Genomic DNA, 17,161 nt, shown 5'->3' with positions numbered 1-17,161 from the left:
CCTAAAAAAGTAATATGTGTGTTTCATCACATGAGTTCTTCTTTTCTTCCGATAACTTTGATAAGTTATTCCGAAACGATATTTCAAGAAATCCCAGGAAAGGGACTGAGATATTCCTATTGGAATTACTTATGTTAGGAGAAAAAATCTCCTTTTTATTCAGTAAATTCATCAAAAACCTTCTGGCATATGGCGCATAAAGTGTCATTTGATTTGGATCATGTCATCCTTGAACTGGGACATTACCTTCCTGCACAAGCTCCGTTAAAGGACTTTGTGCATCACAATACCTTGCATGCTTTTCAGCACATGCCTTTTCATCAGGCACTGCAATTGGCTGCAGAAAATTTCGGATATAAAGTTTATTGGGATTTGGAAAAATTCCGGGAGCTCTACCACCAAAAGAAAATCAATCCTTTGATTTTTGAAAGAGTCATCATTGAACATAAAGGGTCCGATAAATTGGCTTATTGGAGTAATCTTTTATTGCATAGTCCTGTTCAGGAATATCCTGAACCTAAGGTTGGACGGATCAGAAAACTTTGGAAAACTGCTTATAACCTTAATTTGGATAAAGAGGTGCATCAGGTCCTCTTCCGGTTGGTCAGTTCTTATCTTGATCAGGGTATTGCCATATGGAAATTCCCTTCAGACACCAAAGGATTATTGGCAGGAATCAGGACTTTAGAAAAAAACAGCTTCAGCACTTTTATCAAGAGTGAAAGGGCGAGAAATCTTCTCTTCGAAAAAAGTACGAAGCTAGAAGATTTGCTCCACCTACTGGTTGGCAAAGAAAAATGGTATGCTCAGTACCTTTTTGATCAGCAATTTGCCCATCCAGGATGGTCAGGGATGGTGGCAGTGCTGGAACACCAGGAAAAATCTCTGTTGGATAAAAGGAAGGTTTCCCTTCATGACTTGATTTTTTTGGAATGTATACTTGAATTAGATGCCTTAGACAGGAGAAGGGGAGAAAAATGGTCTTCTCTGGGACCTTTTATCCCTGAGGATCTAAGCCCCCTTTTAGAATCTCCCCAAAAATCCGAGTGGTTTGAAATCCACAAACTATGGCAGGAGGCAATGGAGTGGTCTTATTACGATCAGGTCATCAAAGGTCTGCAGTTAAGTCATGCATCTGATTTCAAAAAAGAAGCGTCTTTTCAGGCCATGTTCTGTATTGATGACAGGTCCTGTTCCATTAGACGGTATGTAGAACGGTTTGCGCCTGAAGCACAGACGTATGGAACGGCTGGTTTCTTCAATCTTCCCTTCTATTTCCAGCCGGAACACGGCAAATTTATGACCAAGGTTTGCCCTGCTCCGGTGACCCCAGGACATGTCATCAAAGAATCTGAGTCCAAAATCAGACACGAAAAGGATGCCCATTTCAGCAAGCATTCCAAAGGGATTTTTGGTGGCTGGGCTATTTCACAGACGATGGGGTTTTGGTCTGCTTTGAAAATGGCGAAAAGTATCTTTTTCCCCTCAGAAACCCCCGCCATGGTTTCTTCCTTCAAGCATATGGATCCCAAAGGTAAGCTGAGTGTGGCATGTATCAATCCTGAACATAAGCATCATGGTTTGCAGGTGGGCTTCACTGTTTCTGAAATGGCGAACGCCATGGAAGGATTACTCAAAAGCATAGGTTTGGTAAAGGATTTTGCTCCTCTGATCTATGTGATCGGTCATGGAGCGAGTTCGGTGAATAATACCCATTATGCTGGATATGATTGTGGCGCCTGTAGCGGTAGGTCAGGTTCTGTGAATGCACGGGTGGCTGCAGCTATCGGTAATAATCCTGAAGTGAGAGAATTGCTTGCCCAAAGAGGTCTTGTAATTCCTGAAAGTACACAGTTTGTTGGAGGCTTACATGATACTACACGTGATGAAATGGAGTTTTATGATGTGGAGGATTTGACCGACACCAATAGAGTCCTGCATGAAAGAAATGTGCAGACTTTCGAAATTGCCTTGGACTATAATGCCAAAGAAAGGTCTAGGCGTTTCCATACCATAGACTCTAAGCAGGATGCAAAAAAAATTCATGAGCAGGTGAAAAAGAGGGCTTTGTCGCTCTTTGTCACTAGGCCGGAATGGAACCACGCCACCAATGCGCTCTGTGTTGTCGGAAAAAGGGAAAATAACCGACATCTCTTCCTGGACAAACGGGCTTTTCTAAATTCATACGACCATAGTATTGATCCTGAGGGTCAATACCTTTTTGGTATTCTCAAGGCAGTGGCTCCCGTTTGTGGAGGGATCAATTTGGAATATTACTTTTCCAAAGTGGATAATCACAGATTGGGAGCAGGAAGTAAATTACCACATAATGTGATGGGGCTGATTGGTGTAGCAAATGGCATGGATGGTGATTTACGCACAGGTTTGCCACTTCAAATGGTCAATATTCATGATCCACTTAGGATTTTGATTACTGTGGAGAATGATCCCGAAATACTGCTGAAAACCATCCAAACCCATGATGCTACCTATGAATGGTTCGTCAATGATTGGGTAAAACTGGTGTGTATCCATCCTGACAGTAAGCAGGCGTTTGTGTTTAAAGAAGGGGAATTTGTGGAATACCATCCCGTCACTTCCCACATCGCATCCATCGATGATCTCGATGCTGTGCTGGAATCTACTGCTGAAAATCTTCCTGTTTACCTCATCGCATAAGTCATGGAACATCAAGTCATGATCAGTTTATTTGTCTTGTTGCCACTATTGGCATTCCTAATTTCCCTGGTGCTGCCTGATAATCAGGAAAACAGTTTCTCGAGACTAGCATTTGTCACGGTAAGTTTGCAACTACTGGGAATCACAGGATATATCATCTATTGGATAATTGGAGGCATGAATCCGGTCAATATCCGTGAACTGGAACTCTACAACAATGGTAACTACCAGTTTCTGTTGGATTTCTATTTTGATACTATCACGGCTGTTTACCTTTGGGTAGGAGCATTTGTAACCTTCTTGATCACCCGATACAGCAGATTTTATATGCATTTGGAGGAAGGTTATAAGCGGTTTTTCAACACACTGCTTTTCTTCTTTCTGGCCTATAACCTAACGGTGTTGGCCGGTAATTTCGAAACCCTGTTTTTGGGCTGGGAAATGTTGGGAATTTCTTCCTTCCTTTTGATTGCCTTTTACCGAGACCGTTATTTGCCGGTTAGAAATGCGGTAAAGGTTTTTTCCATTTACCGGATTGGGGATATAGGGATTATCCTGGCGATGTGGGCAAGCCATCATCTTTGGCATGAAAACATCACTTTTATCAAGTTATTGGATGAAGAACTGGTTTCGGAACATTTGGCTTCCCATGGGGGGCTTGGGCTGTTTATCGCCATATCTTTATGGATAGCAGCAGCGGCCAAATCCGCACAGTTTCCTTTCTCATCTTGGTTACCAAGAGCAATGGAAGGGCCTACGCCTTCCTCAGCAATATTCTATGGTTCCCTTTCAGTACATTTTGGGGTTTTCTTGCTGTTAAGGACTTTTCCTTTTTGGGAGCACCAATTGACTGCCAGGATATTGATCGGGCTTTTGGGCTTTGTGACAGTAATCGTTGCCTATCCTATTGCGAGGGTTCAATCTACAATCAAAACCCAGATTGCTTATGCTTCCATTGCACAGATTGGCATCATGTTCATTGAAGTGGCCTTAGGCTTACAGACCTTGGCTTTGATCCATTTCGCAGGTAATGCATTTCTCAGAACTTACCAGTTATTGGTATCCCCTTCCGTGGTAGCCTATATGATTCGTGATCAGTTTTACCATTTCAAACCGCGTGAGGTTACCCTCGAAGATACCTTTCCCAAAAGGTTGGAATATAGTCTGTATATCCTTTCTCTAAAGGAATGGAATTTGGACAAAATGCTCAACAGGCTGGTCTTCAATCCGATCAAAAGATTGGGTCGGAAACTGGATTTCCTGACACCCAAAAATCTCTTGTTGTATTTTCTTCCACTCTATGGTTTGGGACTACTACTGTACTTCAATCAGGAATGGATACCAACCATCATTCGGGGCTTCATACCAGTTTTCTTTGGTTTATTGGGATTGATGATGGTCTTTAAGGCCTTCTCAGAAAGAATTTATCCAAGATTGGCTTTGATGTTGGTGATGGCCAACCATTTCTGGATTGCTTTGGCTGTTTCTTTCAATGAAAGCTTCGATTACAGCCAAACACTGATTTATCTCAGTGGGGTGGTGGTAGCGGGTGTGATCGGTTATTTGGCTTTGGATAGCCTAAGAAAGAAAGAACCAAACTATTTCGACCTCAATCAATACTATGGCCATGTGTATGAATATCCAAAGCTTGCCATGATATTTCTATTAGCTGCTTTGGGCGTCATGGGATTTCCGATCAGCCCAACCTTTGTTGGGGTGGACCTGATTTTTAGTCATATCCATGAAGATCAATATGTGTTAGCGGCATTTGATGCCATCAGTTTCATCTTTGGGGGTATTGCTCTTATCAGAATTTATGCGAGACTTTTCTTAGGCCCGCATGTCAAAAATTACCATACTACAGCTTTAAAATCTTCTTAATCAGTATGTAGCTATGTAAAATCAGTATTTGATTTTACCTTAAAAATTCCGGAAGACAATTTACCCTTCCGGAATTTTCCCTTCTTTTTTTAGATTTCGCCCATTATTTTCGAAAAAGTTAGTTTTCTGGTCTCCTTAATTCTTATTTTTAAACCATGAACAAAATTATAACAACTGCATTTCTGATTTTAGTCCTTTCGGGAACTTTAGTTGCCCAAACAGAGCAAAGAGTTTGGCTGATTGGAGGCCAAATAAGCTTCAACTCTGATAATAGCTTAAGAATTGGTACAGGCAATATTCCGGATACAAGATTTTCAACTAACGCTTATAGTTTGTTGCCCACGGTTGGATATTTTTTCAAACAAAATTGGGTAATCGGTGGAAATTTAGGCTATCATCATTTAAATTATAATATAACAAATGACCAAACCGGAGAAAATCTGAATAGTCAAAATCAGTGGTCAGGCCGTGGTGGAGTATTTATGAGACGGTATTTACCGATCAATGAACAAGTATTTTTTCATTTGCAAGGAGGTTTAGCTTACACATTCGGTGAATCCGAAACTATTCAGCTACAAAATGATGCAATCTTACGGAAAAATAGAGGACTCATCATGCACACACAAGCTGGAATAAGCTATTTTCCCAGAAGATGGATTGCTATAGAAGGGAATATTAATCCTTTTTCTTATAGTTTTCAACGGACAAAAACTCCCCAAACAACTGGGGACCAAAATGAACAGGAGCATTCCTTTTCGACAGGACTCAATGGCAATTTTTTATCTTTAGGCTTTAACTTTTTCATCAGCAGACCAAGATGAGGTATTTCATATTCACGATCGTTTTTCTAGGGTTAATGGGCTCTTCCTTTGCACAAGTTGAGAAAGGACTTTGGTTTGTTAGTGGTCAAGTGAATATTGACCTTAACACTTACAAGTCTGATTTTATTTCCACTTCAGGTTCAAATTTTGAAAGCTCCCAGTTTACTCGAGCGATTGATTTTTCTCCAAGAGTGGGGTATATGGTAAGCAATCATTGGCTGATTGGGGCTGATGTCAATTTGGGTAAATTAAAAACCTCAAGAGATCAATTGGCTACCGGCGCAATTCCCACAAAATTACAGGAATGGATAGATACACATGGGGTTGGTTTATTTACCCGAAGGTTTTTCAATATGGATGAAAACTTGCAGGTTTTTGCAGAAGGAAGGATAGGATATTCCTGGTGGGAACAACGATTTGATAACAACAGCACCAATGTACAAACCAACCAAACGGTAAGAAATTATGTAGGTAGGTTGTCTGTAGGACTACATTACTGGATGCTTCCTAATTTATCTTTGGAAATAAATGCCCCCTTTTTAACCTTGAGTAGTCAAGAAGTCAATTTCCTTGAAACTGATTCGCGCCCAATACCCGTAAAACAAATAGATCGGGGAATCGGCTTTGCTTTTGGCCAATCTATCGGTATTGGATTCAACTTTATCTTCTAATACCATAAAATACATGGGAGGATAGTTTTGATTTGACTCAAACTTTTAAGATTTTGCTTGCTAAGAAAGTAAGTAAATGAGTGACAAAACGCTCCAAAGACAACTTGGATTAACTGGTTTGGTAGCAACGGGAATCTGTTCCATGTTGGGTGCCTCTATCAATGTGGTGCCTTTTATGATTCAGCGTCATGTTCCCGGTATCGGGCCATATGTCCTTCCTGCTTTTGTCTTTGCTGCCATACCGGCACTATTGGCTGCTTTTGCCTACGCTTCCCTGGCTACCGCCATGCCGAGGGCAGGTGGAAGTTATATTTATGCCAGTAGAGGGCTGAATCCATATTTGGGATTTGTGGCGAGTTTTTCACAATGGTTTGGTCTGTCCATTGTCATCGGTGTGGTGGCTTATGTAACTGTTCCTTTTTTGCGGGATGTGGCAGCAGCCCTTTCCTATGATGGTTTGGCTCAAAGTTTGGATACCGGTCTGGTGAGGGTAGCCCTTGCCTTGTTTTTAGTATGGCTATTTGTATGGGTCAATATTCTTGGTGCTAAATCTTACGAGAAAACTGTGATTCCCTTGATGATTCTGATGTTTGTCATGGGAGGAGTAGTGATTGTTGCCGGATTCAGTTTTTCTCAAGAGGAATTTGCTTCCGCTTTGATGGCAAAAGAAGGAAGGGATGTTTCATTGAATCCAAGCACTGAATTCCACTTATCCACATTTTTGTCTGCTGGAGCGCTCTTGTTTGCGAGTTTCATCGGGTTTGATAGCATTGCCCAAGCTGGTGGTGAGGCAAAGAACCCCACAAAGCGACTACCCTTGGCTATTGGCTTAACCATCCTGATTGTTGGGGCTTACTACATTCTGTTTACCTCTGCTGTCTATCATGTTGTGCCATGGTCTTTTGTAGCGGAAGAAGCCATGAAGCGGGATATTACGGCGCCAGGTTTGTTGGGCTATTTGTTACCTGATTACCTGACTGCAATGATTGTGTTGGGGGCAGCTATAGCACTTATCAATGATTTGCCTGCGATGCTATTATCAGTTTCAAGATTGATGTTTGCTTGGGCTGAAGATGGTATTTTTCCAAAAAAGATTACCAAAGTTCATAAAACATATCATACCCCTTACATGGCCATCATTTTGAGTGGCTGTATGGCTAGTGTAGGGATTTTGGGAAGTCATTTTGCAGGAGATTTCTTTTTGGGTATTGATATTATGGTCACCTCCATGATGGTCAATTTTCTCTTGATGTGCATCACTTTGTTGAGTATTGGCAAAAGAAACCCTGATCTGTCGAAAGAAATCAAAATAGCCAAAGATATAATGTGGAGAAAGATTCTTGGGTGGACTGGGACAATTGTGCTGACTTTCTTTTTATTGATCCACACTTGGAAGGACCTAAATGCAGAAGCGGGAGCTTGGTATTTTCACTCCACTCCCATTTGGTTGATCGTCATGGGTATTGGCTCTTGGATTTTCTGTTATAAATTTAGACTCATGAAAAGAAAAGGCTTGGATGTTGGCAAGCTGTTCAAAGAACTCCCATAAAAGATGAAAAAAAGCATGTATACAGAATTGGCTCCTGACTTGAAGATTTCAAGCGTTTTGACAGGGCTTTGGCAGATAGCAGATATGGAACGTGGGGGAAATACTTTGGACCCTGAAACCACCTCATTGGCCATGGCGCCGTATGTGGAGGCTGGCCTGACTACATTCGATATGGCGGACCATTATGGTTCGGCAGAAATTATTGCAGGTACTTTTAAGACCAAGCATGCTTTGGGATCCCAGGCTCAACTGTTGACCAAATGGGTACCCAAACCAGGCAAAAGCTCTAAGGCCGAAACAAGAAAAGCAGTAGAGCGGGCATTATACAGGTTAAACTCCAAAAAAATTGACCTTCTGCAATTTCATGCTTGGAATTACCTAGATCCCGTATGGTTGGACCAATTATTCTGGTTGCATGAATTACAACAAGAAGGCCTTATTAGGCATTTGGGTGTAACTAATTTTGATGCAGCACATCTCAGAATGGCCTGCGCTACAGGTATTCCGATCGTCTCGAATCAGGTTTGTCATTCTTTGATAGACCAAAGGGCCTCAGGAGAAATGGCAAAAGTCTGTAGAGAATATGGGGTAAAAGTGTTGGCTTTCGGTACTTTGGCCGGAGGCTTCCTATCGGAGAAATGGTTGGGAAAACCGGAACCCTCAATAGAAAATGGCGCCACCTGGTCGCAGATGAAATACAAGCGCTTTATTGATGCAGCAGGGGGATGGGATAATTTTCAGCAACTATTGAATAGTGTGGATAAAGTCGCCAAAAAGCATGAGGTATCCATTGCCAATATTGCTACCAAATACATTCTGGAACAGGAATATGTAGCGGGGGTAATTATTGGTGCCCGACTGGGTCAAAGTGCCCATATTGAAGAGACCAAATCCTTGTTTTCATTTGAACTGACAGATGTGGATAAGTTGGTCATCCAACATGCGCAATCGGTTCTGGATCCGATTCCGGGAGATTGTGGGGATGAATACAGGAAACCTCCCTTTTTGACCGCATCTGGGGATTTGAGCCATCATTTAGAGGCGATGCCCAAACCTTTTGATGTGGTAAGTGGGCCTCATGGCAGTCAGAAAGTTTTCAGCGGGACACCTTGGGAAGGCATGGCCGGCTATTGTAGGGCAGTCAGGAAGGGTAACCGGATTTCTGTTTCCGGCACAACAGCTACCCATGGAGATAAAATGATTGGTGGGAATGACCCTGCTGCACAGGCACATTTTGTACTCGACAAAATTGAGGGAGCGATCGTTTCCCTTGGTGGAAAACTTGAAGATGTGGTGCGGACTAGGATTTTTGTAAATGATGTGGATAACTGGGAGCCTGTTGCCCGAGCCCATGGACAGCGTTTTGCGGATATTCAGCCCGCCAATACTTTGGTGGAAGCCAAATTGGTCGGAGAGGGATACTTGGTCGAAATAGAAGCCGAAGCTGAAATTTGAAAGGTTTATTCATCAAAAAATATTTACTTATCCACATACTGGTTTACCAGTAAAACCCCTAGCTTATGAAGACTACATTTCTTTTTTTCCTTGCATTACTGATTAACTTATCCACAATACATGCGCAGGAAGAAGCCAAACCGGTTGGAGATCCAATTGTATTTGAAACAAGCCATGAAGGTACATTTCATGGTGTAAAAATGAGATACAAGGCTATCTCGGGAGAGACACATTTGAAAAATGAAAGTGGAGAACCCATTGCTGCCTTGTGGTCTACCGCATACCTCAAAGAAGATCCCAATCCGGGAAAAAGGCCGGTAACATTCATTTTTAACGGAGGGCCAGGTTCGGCTTCCGTTTGGTTGCATATGGGGGTTTTTGGTCCTAAAGTAGTCAATGTGGACTCAGATGCTAAAGAAGATGATGGGGCAGCACCTTTTGAGGTTATCCACAATGACCTGGCCCTGTTGGATATTACTGATTTGGTATTCGTAGATCCTATTGGAACTGGGTTTTCCACAGTGATAGGCAAAGGGAAAACGGAGGACTTTTGGGGTTTGATGGAAGATGCACGTTCTATTGCGCAGTTTATGAGGTTGTGGATAACTCAGCATCAGCGTTGGCAGTCACCCAAATATATCGCAGGAGAAAGCTTTGGAACAACCAGGGCTGCGGCCGTTACCGCCGCGTTAGAAGGTGGAGGTCAGACAATGGCATTGAATGGATTGATATTGATTTCTCAGGCATTGGATTATCATGGTAGCACTTCAGCACATGACAATATTGCCTCTTACTTTACTTATTTCCCTACCATGGCAGCAACAGCTTGGTACCATGGAAAAGCTGGTCAAGGCAAAAGATTGCAGGATTTTGTTCAAGAGGCAAGGGAATTTGCCTATGGTGAGTATCTGACTTCCCTGTATATGGGTAATCAGTTATCCACATCCGAAAAGAGCGCAGTTGCCTCAAAAATATCTTATTTTCTAGGCCTGAATCCGGAATATGTACTCAGGTCGGAGAATAGGATTCTTACTTCCCGTTTCAAAAAAGAACTGTTAAGGGCTGAGGGTAAAACCATTGGTACTTTGGACGGAAGATATCTGGGAGAAGAAGGAGATCAGACTGCAGATAGACCTACTTTGGGAGATCCTTCCAGTTATAGCATAGATGCAGCTTATACGGCTGCATTGAATGACTATTTTGCACAAATTTTGAAAGTGAAAGTGGATAGACCCTATTTGACTTCCAATAGGAATATTGGAGGAAAATGGAATTGGAGGCCTGTTCCTCAGGGAGCTTATTGGGAGCCTTCTTATGTGAATGTGGCCAGAAGTCTTGGAGAATCTATGCGCAGAAACAAGGATTTGAAAGTGATGGTGGCCAATGGATACTACGACCTGATTACGCCTTTTTTGGATGCGGAATATACCTTTGCAAGACATGATATTCCTATGGATAGGGTGAAAATGACCTATTACGAAGGTGGACATATGATGTACAACCATAAGCCTGATTTTGAAAAATTAGTGAAGGATATCCGGGAGTTTATGGGAAGCAAATGAAATTTACGAAGGAGGATTCCGGAAGGGTGAGGCAAAATTCGAGAAGCTATGAGGACAAATAGGCAATCCCTATGGGATTGTACCATAGAGAAGCCAAATTTTTATTTGATTAAGTGGAAATAGTAGCCAAAAAATCCTTTAAGAATTATCACATTTCCTAGCGAGCCGGTAATGCATTGTGCCAGCGGCACAACCTATCGGCAGAAAATATGGCCGCAAATTATGCACCGGTCCCATAGGGACCGCCTCTGATATTTCGCGGAGCTATCCTTTTTAGATGTTGATAATTTTACCTCTTTAGAATCATAGGAGTACACATAGAACAAGTACGTACAAAAGTTTTGACAAACTATGTGCTCTCCTATGTCTCTATTGTGATTTAATAAAAGGAGACAAGACTACTTATTTTTCAACATAGGAAACAGTCTCCTGATATCGGCTTCAGTGGGCTGTGTTCCATATTCGCAGATTTCGAACAGTTCCACATGTTTTGCCTGAGAGGCTTTTTCGGTTCCATACCATTTCTGTAAACTTGTCCTTGCTGCTTCTGAAACTGTTCCGGACCTTTTGGATTTCAGCCATTTCAGCCTTTCTTCTTTCTCCTTAGGCACTTCTTGCTCGTACTTTCCGATCCAAGGCAGCCATTCGTAAAACTGTGATTCATGGGCATCCATCGCATGTATCTTTTTGTCCAATACAGCGCTTATATCTACAGCAATGTCAGCTCTAAAAGGATATGGTTTCTGAAAATTGTCCTGAAAGTAAAGGAACACAGGGTTTTTGACCAATGGCGGTGTATCTGGAGCAATATTGGGAACCCCTACCATAAATGCTGCATCCTGTACCAAAATGGCGGTATAGCGGTGGTCAGGATGGTAATCATTAGAGCGGTGAGAAATTACCACATCAGCATTCCATTCTCTGATTTTCCGGATTATTTCTAATCGTATTGGCAAGGTTGCCAATAACTCCCCATCATGGTGGTCCAATACTTCATATTCAATACCCAATCTTTTGCCCGCTTCTTTGGCTTCATCGGTCCTTCTTTTGGCCAGTACACCTCCGCCCTGTTGCATGTGCCCTGCATCTCCATTGGTCACAGAAATGAATTTAACCTGGTGGCCCATTTCCGCGAATAAAGCTGCTGTTCCTCCCCCTTTGATGTCACAGTCATCCGGGTGGGCGCCGATCATGATGATTCTCAAGGGTTGGTTTTGTGCCTGAACTGGAAAGACGGAATATAAGAAAATGATAAGGCTTAGAAATTGTAGATACCTCATAAAAGGCTTGGTTTGAGAGTGATTGTGCTCTCTAATATAGTAAAAATCAGTATTACCGCGAAAGACTGGCCTTTCAATCCTCCTCTGTTCGGGATTAGTAATCCTTTTCAAAAAAAAAGCGGCAAGTTTCCCTGCCGCTTTTTTATATCTGCTTCAATACTGATTACATCTTTGCAGAGTAGTTAGGTGCTTCCCTGGTGATGCTCACATCATGTGGATGGGATTCTTTTACACCTGCAGCAGTGATTTTGACAAATTTACCATCTCGCTGGAGGTCTTCCACTGTTTTGGTACCGCAGTAACCCATACCGGCCTGCAGACCACCTACCAACTGGTACAATACCTCTGATACCAAACCTTTGTAAGCAACACGACCCACAATGCCTTCAGGTACCAATTTTTTGATGTTGTCTTCTGCATCCTGGAAATATCTGTCTTTTGAACCGGATTCCATAGCTTCCAAGGAGCCCATGCCCCTGTAAGTTTTGAATTTTCTTCCTTCATAGATGATCATTTCACCTGGAGCTTCCTCTGTTCCGGCCAATAAGGAGCCGATCATAATAGAGCTGGCACCTGCAGCAATGGCTTTGACCAAATCACCTGAATAACGGATTCCCCCATCTGCGATGACTGGCACGTTTTTCCCTTGTAATGCTTCAGCACATTCAAAAACTGCAGATAACTGAGGTACACCTACCCCTGCAATCACACGGGTAGTACAGATACTACCTGGTCCCACACCTACTTTAACCGCATCCGCTCCCGCTTCTGCCAAAGCCAATGCGGCTTCAGGAGTTGCAATATTGCCGACAATCACATCCAAATCAGGGAAAACCGCCTTGATTCTTTTGCAGGTCTCGATAACACCTCTGGAGTGACCATGTGCAGTGTCAATAGACACAACATCCACTCCTGCGTTTTTCAATGCTTCTACCCTTTCAACGATATCGGCGGTAACACCTACAGCAGCACCTACTCTCAGTCTGCCATATTCGTCTTTGCAAGCATGGGGCTTGTCTTTTCTTTTCAGAATATCCTTGTAGGTAATCAAGCCGGTGAGTTTATTCTCCTCATCGACGATTGGTAATTTTTCGATTTTGTATTCCTGTAGAATTTCTTCTGCTTGCTCCAAAGAAACCCCAGCTTTGGCCGTGATCAGACCTTCAACTGTCATGATGTCTTTGATCATCACATTCGGGTCTTTGATAAACCTTAAGTCTCTGTTGGTGATGATACCTTTTAATATCCTCTGATCATCCACTACTGGAATACCTCCGATATGGAATTCTCGCATGATGGCTTCTGCATCTTTTACCCTGGCATTGATATCCAAAGTAATCGGATCCAAAATCATACCCGCCTGAGAACGTTTTACCTTTCTCACCTGAGCCGCCTGCTTCTCAATGGACATGTTTTTGTGGATAAATCCCAAACCGCCCTCAAGGGCGATGGCAATGGCCAAATCAGCTTCCGTTACGGTATCCATAGCAGCGGAAACCAATGGAATGTTCAGTCTGATGTTCTTGGTAAGTTGTGTGGAGGTGTTGGTGTCGCGCGGAAGGACTTCTGAGTACCCTGGGACAAGAAGCACGTCATCGTAGGTAAGTGCTTCGTAGAGGAATTTATCGGAATTTCTATTCATGGCAAATATTGGTTAGGTAACCCTATTTGCCCGTCAAAGATACAAAGATTTTCGATTGTCAATCAAACTGAATTCAAAATAAATTTAAGTTTTCATGATTTTCTTTAACCAATAGAAAATTTTCTTCGGGTTTGTTCTGCATTTAGACATGAACATACCCGGCCTGGAATATCTTTTAACAGTGGTTTTGTCTGAATTAAACAGTCATTTCTATTCGAAATGATATCGTTTTCCGATCAATGAAATGGGCTTTGGTTCAGTTTTTTGGTTTTGATGGCACGTACTATGAAATAGAGCATTAAACCTATCGGCCCCATCATGAAGGTGAAAAGCAGGCAAGGTAATAATACCCACCGGCTGATATTTTTTTCCCAGGAATCCTTACTGATCCACATGCCTACAAACAGGTCAAATGCCAGATAATGTATCCATCCTGCCAACAATGCTTCGTCTGAACTGAAGACCGTCCTTACCTGCTCCAAGCTATCGAAGTTAAAATCTGCCAAGCTGCCTATACCTGTAAAGAGGTAGAACAAATACATAATACCAAGTACAATCAACACCCCAGAAAATAGGGTTTGATAAATCCATTTGCTGGGATAGAAGATAAATAAGGCAATCCAGGAAAAGATGGCCAATAAACTGGCCATGCCGAAAATGGCTTCTAGTGTCATGGGTGAGATATTTTGGTCTGATGAAATTTACACAAAATTTCCACTAAATACTTCTCCTCAACCTGGAAATTTACCTAGGAATTAACTTTCTTGGGGCCAATTGTAAGCTATCCAAAAAAGGGGTTAAGCCTATCGCCTGATTTCAGTACTTTCGACTTATGCTGTTTGTTCCTTCTTTCGGGCGATTTTGGCGATGTAAAATCCATCAAAACCACTTTCCTGGGCCAAAACTTTTTGGTCTTCGATCAGTTCAAAGTCTTTTCCTTTTTCAGAAGCAAGAAACTTTTCCACTTGCTGTTGATTTTCAGAAGGTAAAATGCTGCAGGTAGCATAGACCAAAAGACCACCAGGCTTGACCATGGAGGAGTAGTTCTGTAAAATCTCCTGCTGAATACCCTGTACCTTTTCGATGGACTCGGGACTGAGTTTCCATTTGGTATCCGGGTTTCTTTTCAAAACTCCCAAACCTGAGCATGGCACATCCAATAATACCCTATCGGCAGATTCTTTCAGTCTTTTAATGGTTTTATTACCTTCAATCACCTTTGGTTCTATGATACTTACCCCATTCCTTCTCGCACGCAATTTGGTGTTCTGCAGTTTCCATTCTTCGACGTCCATAGATAAAATCCTGCCTTTGTTTTGCATCAGAGCGGCTAAGTGCAGGGATTTTCCTCCGGCACCTGCGCAGGCATCGATCACCCGCATGCCAGGTTCTACATCCAAAGCTGCTGCAACCAATTGGGAAGATGCGTCCTGAACTTCAAACAAACCCTCCTTGAAAGCTGGGTTTTTAAAAATATTCTGTCTTTGAGCCAAGACCAGGGCATCTTTATAGCCTTTTGGTGCATAGGTCTGAATGCCTTCTGCTGCCAAGCGGTTCATCAAGTCCTCTCTGGTAATCTTTAAAGTATTGACACGGAGGACAACTTCGGCTTGCTGGTTAAGGGTATCGATTTCTTTGTCCCATTTTTCTCCCAGCAATTCCGAACCCATTTGGTCCATCCAATCCGGTATGGATTGCTTCAAAGCCCTGTTTTCTTTGATCCTTTCGAATCTTGCTTTGATTTTTTCCGGCTCAAGACCTTTGAATTCCCGCCAATCTGGAAGGGATTTGCCCTGAAGCAGCCAGTAAGTGCCAAAAAGGTGGTAGAGGTCTTTGGATGGGCTGACCTCATTGATCAGTCTCCACCAGCGGACCATTTCATATACAGATTCAGCGACAAAACCCCTATCTCTTGCACCCCATTTAGGGTTGGACTTCAGGGTTTTTTCGATGACTTTGTCAGCGTATTTTTTTTGATTGAATATTTCGTCAATGGCATAAACCACACCTTTGACTGTATTAGGGAAAAGCTTCATGCTACAAAGATAGTCATTCCCTGACCACAATAGCATGTAATTAAACTTCCTTCTTTGTTCATCCTTTGCTATTTTTAAGCCATGGGACAGAAAAAATGCCCTCATTGTGGGGAATGGTCCAAATGGACCACGGACATGAATGACCTTTGCGAGCATTGTGGAAAACCTCTGGGAGGAAGGGATTTGGAATACCATGAAATCAGAGAAAGAGATAAAAAAGCAAATAGGGAACAGTGGATTTTTGATATCAAAGAGCATGATGGACCGGTAGTCGTATTTTTGAAAAAGGCAGGTAACCTTTTTTATACCATATACATGGCGATATTGACCTTTTTGGCTTGGTTGATTGCTGCCTTACCGGGATAATGAGTGTAATCAAAAACCCGTACTTTCTGATGGCCTGCCTTCTTTTTTGGGTCAATCAGTACTTGGAAAAGGAGCTGGGGATTTTTATTCCTTGGGTACATGCCTATGGGGACGACCTCTTGGCCATGCCGGTGGTTCTGGGCATTACCCTGCAAATATTTCGTTGGATACACCCGTCGAAAGCCCAATTCAGGTTTACCAAAACTCAAATCGTGGTGGGCTGGCTTTATTTTTCTTTTCTTTTTGAATTTCTTCTGCCAAAATGGTCTGATCTTTATACCGCAGACCCTTGGGATGTCCTGGCATATGCCTTTGGTTCGCTTTTATTTTACCGATTGATAAACCGATACTGAAAAAATGATCCGGATCAGAGAACTCTTCAAAGATTACCAGCAACAATTGATGGCGCTTTACCCAGCGGAGGAGGCTGAAAGTTTGGTGATTTGGCTGTTTGAGGAATTTTTGGGTAAAAAAAGGATGGATATCATCAAGGATGATGAAGTGGAGTTTTTGCCTGAAAGTTTGGTGTCTGCCTTAGAGCAACTGTTAAGCGGCAGGCCCATTCAGTATATATTAGGAACAGCTCCTTTTTATGGGCGGGAGTTTGAGGTTAGCCCTGCTGTGCTGATTCCTAGAAATGAGACGGAGGAACTGGTCCATTTGATCATCAAAGAAAACCCACAAAAAGGCCTCAGAATTTTGGATATAGGAACAGGTTCTGGTTGTATTCCCATTTCCCTGGCCTTGGAAATGCAGGATGCGGAGGTATATGGGGTGGATATATCGGATGAGGCTTTGGAAATGGCGGAACGCAATAATCTGGTTTTACATGCCTGTGTGAAGTTTCAAAAACTGGATATTTTGACGGAGGAAATCCCTTGGACGGGTTTGGATATCGTGGTCAGTAATCCTCCTTATGTCCGGTATTCTGAGAAGGAAATGATGCACCGTAATGTTCTGGAACATGAACCTCATTTGGCCTTGTTTGTTTTTGATGAGGATCCTTTACTTTTTTACAGGGAGATTGCTCATAAAGCCCGAAGGGCATTGAAGCCTGGAGGCAAACTCTATTTCGAGATCAATGAAGCCTTGGGGGTTGACACAAAAAAACTGATGGAAGGTCTTGGGTACTCTCAGGTGAGGGTGCTTAAAGATCTGAATGACAGGGATAGGATGGTTGTGGGAGTCTTTAAGGGATTAAAATAGTTAAGGTTTGAAT

At 42.4% G+C, this 17,161-nt stretch carries 14 protein-coding genes; 10 read left to right on the top strand and 4 right to left on the bottom strand.

Annotation, left to right across the window (positions count from 1 at the left end; genetic code table 11):
- The first annotated feature begins 189 nt into the window (after nucleotides 1-189).
- The 7 genes from ACFFIP_RS01000 to ACFFIP_RS00970 all read left to right on the top strand — a co-directional run bounded on the left by ACFFIP_RS01000 (nucleotide 190) and on the right by ACFFIP_RS00970 (nucleotide 10,618).
- Nucleotides 190-2,679: a YbcC family protein gene (locus tag ACFFIP_RS01000; RefSeq protein WP_382385695.1), complete on the top strand. Its 2,490-nt coding sequence runs from the start codon at nucleotides 190-192 to the stop codon at nucleotides 2,677-2,679.
- A gap of 3 nt (nucleotides 2,680-2,682) precedes the next feature.
- Nucleotides 2,683-4,560, top strand: coding sequence for a proton-conducting transporter transmembrane domain-containing protein (locus tag ACFFIP_RS00995; RefSeq protein ID WP_382385694.1), 1,878 nt, complete (start codon nucleotides 2,683-2,685; stop codon nucleotides 4,558-4,560).
- 155 nt (nucleotides 4,561-4,715) lie between these two features.
- A complete protein-coding gene (locus ACFFIP_RS00990) occupies nucleotides 4,716-5,381 on the top strand; it encodes a hypothetical protein (RefSeq protein ID WP_382385693.1) in 666 nt (221 codons plus the stop codon).
- Nucleotides 5,378-6,052 (top strand): hypothetical protein, encoded by a 675-nt coding sequence (locus ACFFIP_RS00985; protein ID WP_382385692.1) that lies wholly within the window; start codon nucleotides 5,378-5,380, stop codon nucleotides 6,050-6,052. The genes ACFFIP_RS00990 and ACFFIP_RS00985 overlap by 4 nt, the downstream gene beginning before the upstream one ends.
- Nucleotides 6,053-6,128: 76 nt before the next feature.
- Nucleotides 6,129-7,601 (top strand): APC family permease, encoded by a 1,473-nt coding sequence (locus ACFFIP_RS00980; RefSeq protein WP_382385691.1) that lies wholly within the window; start codon nucleotides 6,129-6,131, stop codon nucleotides 7,599-7,601.
- 3 nt (nucleotides 7,602-7,604) lie between these two features.
- Nucleotides 7,605-9,056, top strand: coding sequence for an aldo/keto reductase (locus tag ACFFIP_RS00975; RefSeq protein WP_382385690.1), 1,452 nt, complete (start codon nucleotides 7,605-7,607; stop codon nucleotides 9,054-9,056).
- Nucleotides 9,057-9,121: 65 nt separating this feature from the next.
- A complete protein-coding gene (locus ACFFIP_RS00970) occupies nucleotides 9,122-10,618 on the top strand; it encodes a S10 family peptidase (protein WP_382385689.1) in 1,497 nt (498 codons plus the stop codon).
- Between the two features lie 398 nt (nucleotides 10,619-11,016).
- Here the strand turns inward: ACFFIP_RS00970 and ACFFIP_RS00965 are convergent, their stop codons facing one another.
- The 4 genes from ACFFIP_RS00965 to ACFFIP_RS00950 all read right to left on the bottom strand — a co-directional run bounded on the left by ACFFIP_RS00965 (nucleotide 11,017) and on the right by ACFFIP_RS00950 (nucleotide 15,576).
- A complete protein-coding gene (locus ACFFIP_RS00965) occupies nucleotides 11,017-11,898 on the bottom strand; it encodes a PIG-L deacetylase family protein (protein ID WP_382385688.1) in 882 nt (293 codons plus the stop codon).
- Nucleotides 11,899-12,061: 163 nt separating this feature from the next.
- Nucleotides 12,062-13,540, bottom strand: coding sequence for an IMP dehydrogenase (guaB, locus tag ACFFIP_RS00960; protein ID WP_382385687.1), 1,479 nt, complete (start codon nucleotides 13,538-13,540; stop codon nucleotides 12,062-12,064).
- Between the two features lie 236 nt (nucleotides 13,541-13,776).
- Nucleotides 13,777-14,214 (bottom strand): ABA4-like family protein, encoded by a 438-nt coding sequence (locus ACFFIP_RS00955; RefSeq protein WP_382385686.1) that lies wholly within the window; start codon nucleotides 14,212-14,214, stop codon nucleotides 13,777-13,779.
- Nucleotides 14,215-14,370: 156 nt separating this feature from the next.
- Nucleotides 14,371-15,576 (bottom strand): RsmB/NOP family class I SAM-dependent RNA methyltransferase, encoded by a 1,206-nt coding sequence (locus ACFFIP_RS00950; protein ID WP_382385685.1) that lies wholly within the window; start codon nucleotides 15,574-15,576, stop codon nucleotides 14,371-14,373.
- Nucleotides 15,577-15,657: 81 nt separating this feature from the next.
- Here ACFFIP_RS00950 and ACFFIP_RS00945 point away from each other — a divergent pair, with 81 nt between their 5' ends.
- From ACFFIP_RS00945 to prmC, 3 genes are read left to right on the top strand one after another with little or no spacing between them, the layout of a single operon-like run.
- The gene (locus ACFFIP_RS00945) at nucleotides 15,658-15,942 is read left to right on the top strand and encodes a hypothetical protein (RefSeq protein ID WP_382385684.1); all 285 of its coding nucleotides are present in this window, start codon (nucleotides 15,658-15,660) and stop codon (nucleotides 15,940-15,942) included.
- Nucleotides 15,942-16,295, top strand: a complete 354-nt coding sequence (locus ACFFIP_RS00940) for a magnesium citrate secondary transporter (protein ID WP_382385683.1) — start codon at nucleotides 15,942-15,944, stop codon at nucleotides 16,293-16,295. Before ACFFIP_RS00945 ends, ACFFIP_RS00940 begins: the two co-directional genes overlap by 1 nt.
- 4 nt (nucleotides 16,296-16,299) lie before the next feature.
- Nucleotides 16,300-17,148 carry a peptide chain release factor N(5)-glutamine methyltransferase gene (gene prmC / locus ACFFIP_RS00935; RefSeq protein WP_382385682.1) on the top strand — a complete coding sequence of 283 codons (849 nt, stop codon included), beginning with the start codon at nucleotides 16,300-16,302 and terminating at the stop codon, nucleotides 17,146-17,148.
- Nucleotides 17,149-17,161 lie beyond the last annotated feature (13 nt).

Origin of the sequence: Fontibacter flavus (assembly GCF_042432905.1) — a bacterium.
Lineage (GTDB): Bacteria > Bacteroidota > Bacteroidia > Cytophagales > Cyclobacteriaceae > Fontibacter > Fontibacter flavus.
Note: the sequence above shows the minus strand (reverse complement) of the source record. Positions and strands in the feature narration are given on the sequence as shown.

Coding starts and splice junctions, on each gene's coding strand:
- ACFFIP_RS01000 (WP_382385695.1), top strand. CDS start 190: ATGGCGCATAAAGTGTCATTTGATTTGGATCATGTCATCCTTGAACTG.
- ACFFIP_RS00995 (WP_382385694.1), top strand. CDS start 2,683: ATGGAACATCAAGTCATGATCAGTTTATTTGTCTTGTTGCCACTATTG.
- ACFFIP_RS00990 (WP_382385693.1), top strand. CDS start 4,716: ATGAACAAAATTATAACAACTGCATTTCTGATTTTAGTCCTTTCGGGA.
- ACFFIP_RS00985 (WP_382385692.1), top strand. CDS start 5,378: ATGAGGTATTTCATATTCACGATCGTTTTTCTAGGGTTAATGGGCTCT.
- ACFFIP_RS00980 (WP_382385691.1), top strand. CDS start 6,129: ATGAGTGACAAAACGCTCCAAAGACAACTTGGATTAACTGGTTTGGTA.
- ACFFIP_RS00975 (WP_382385690.1), top strand. CDS start 7,605: ATGAAAAAAAGCATGTATACAGAATTGGCTCCTGACTTGAAGATTTCA.
- ACFFIP_RS00970 (WP_382385689.1), top strand. CDS start 9,122: ATGAAGACTACATTTCTTTTTTTCCTTGCATTACTGATTAACTTATCC.
- ACFFIP_RS00965 (WP_382385688.1), bottom strand. CDS start 11,898: ATGAGGTATCTACAATTTCTAAGCCTTATCATTTTCTTATATTCCGTC.
- guaB (WP_382385687.1), bottom strand. CDS start 13,540: ATGAATAGAAATTCCGATAAATTCCTCTACGAAGCACTTACCTACGAT.
- ACFFIP_RS00955 (WP_382385686.1), bottom strand. CDS start 14,214: ATGACACTAGAAGCCATTTTCGGCATGGCCAGTTTATTGGCCATCTTT.
- ACFFIP_RS00950 (WP_382385685.1), bottom strand. CDS start 15,576: ATGAAGCTTTTCCCTAATACAGTCAAAGGTGTGGTTTATGCCATTGAC.
- ACFFIP_RS00945 (WP_382385684.1), top strand. CDS start 15,658: ATGGGACAGAAAAAATGCCCTCATTGTGGGGAATGGTCCAAATGGACC.
- ACFFIP_RS00940 (WP_382385683.1), top strand. CDS start 15,942: ATGAGTGTAATCAAAAACCCGTACTTTCTGATGGCCTGCCTTCTTTTT.
- prmC (WP_382385682.1), top strand. CDS start 16,300: ATGATCCGGATCAGAGAACTCTTCAAAGATTACCAGCAACAATTGATG.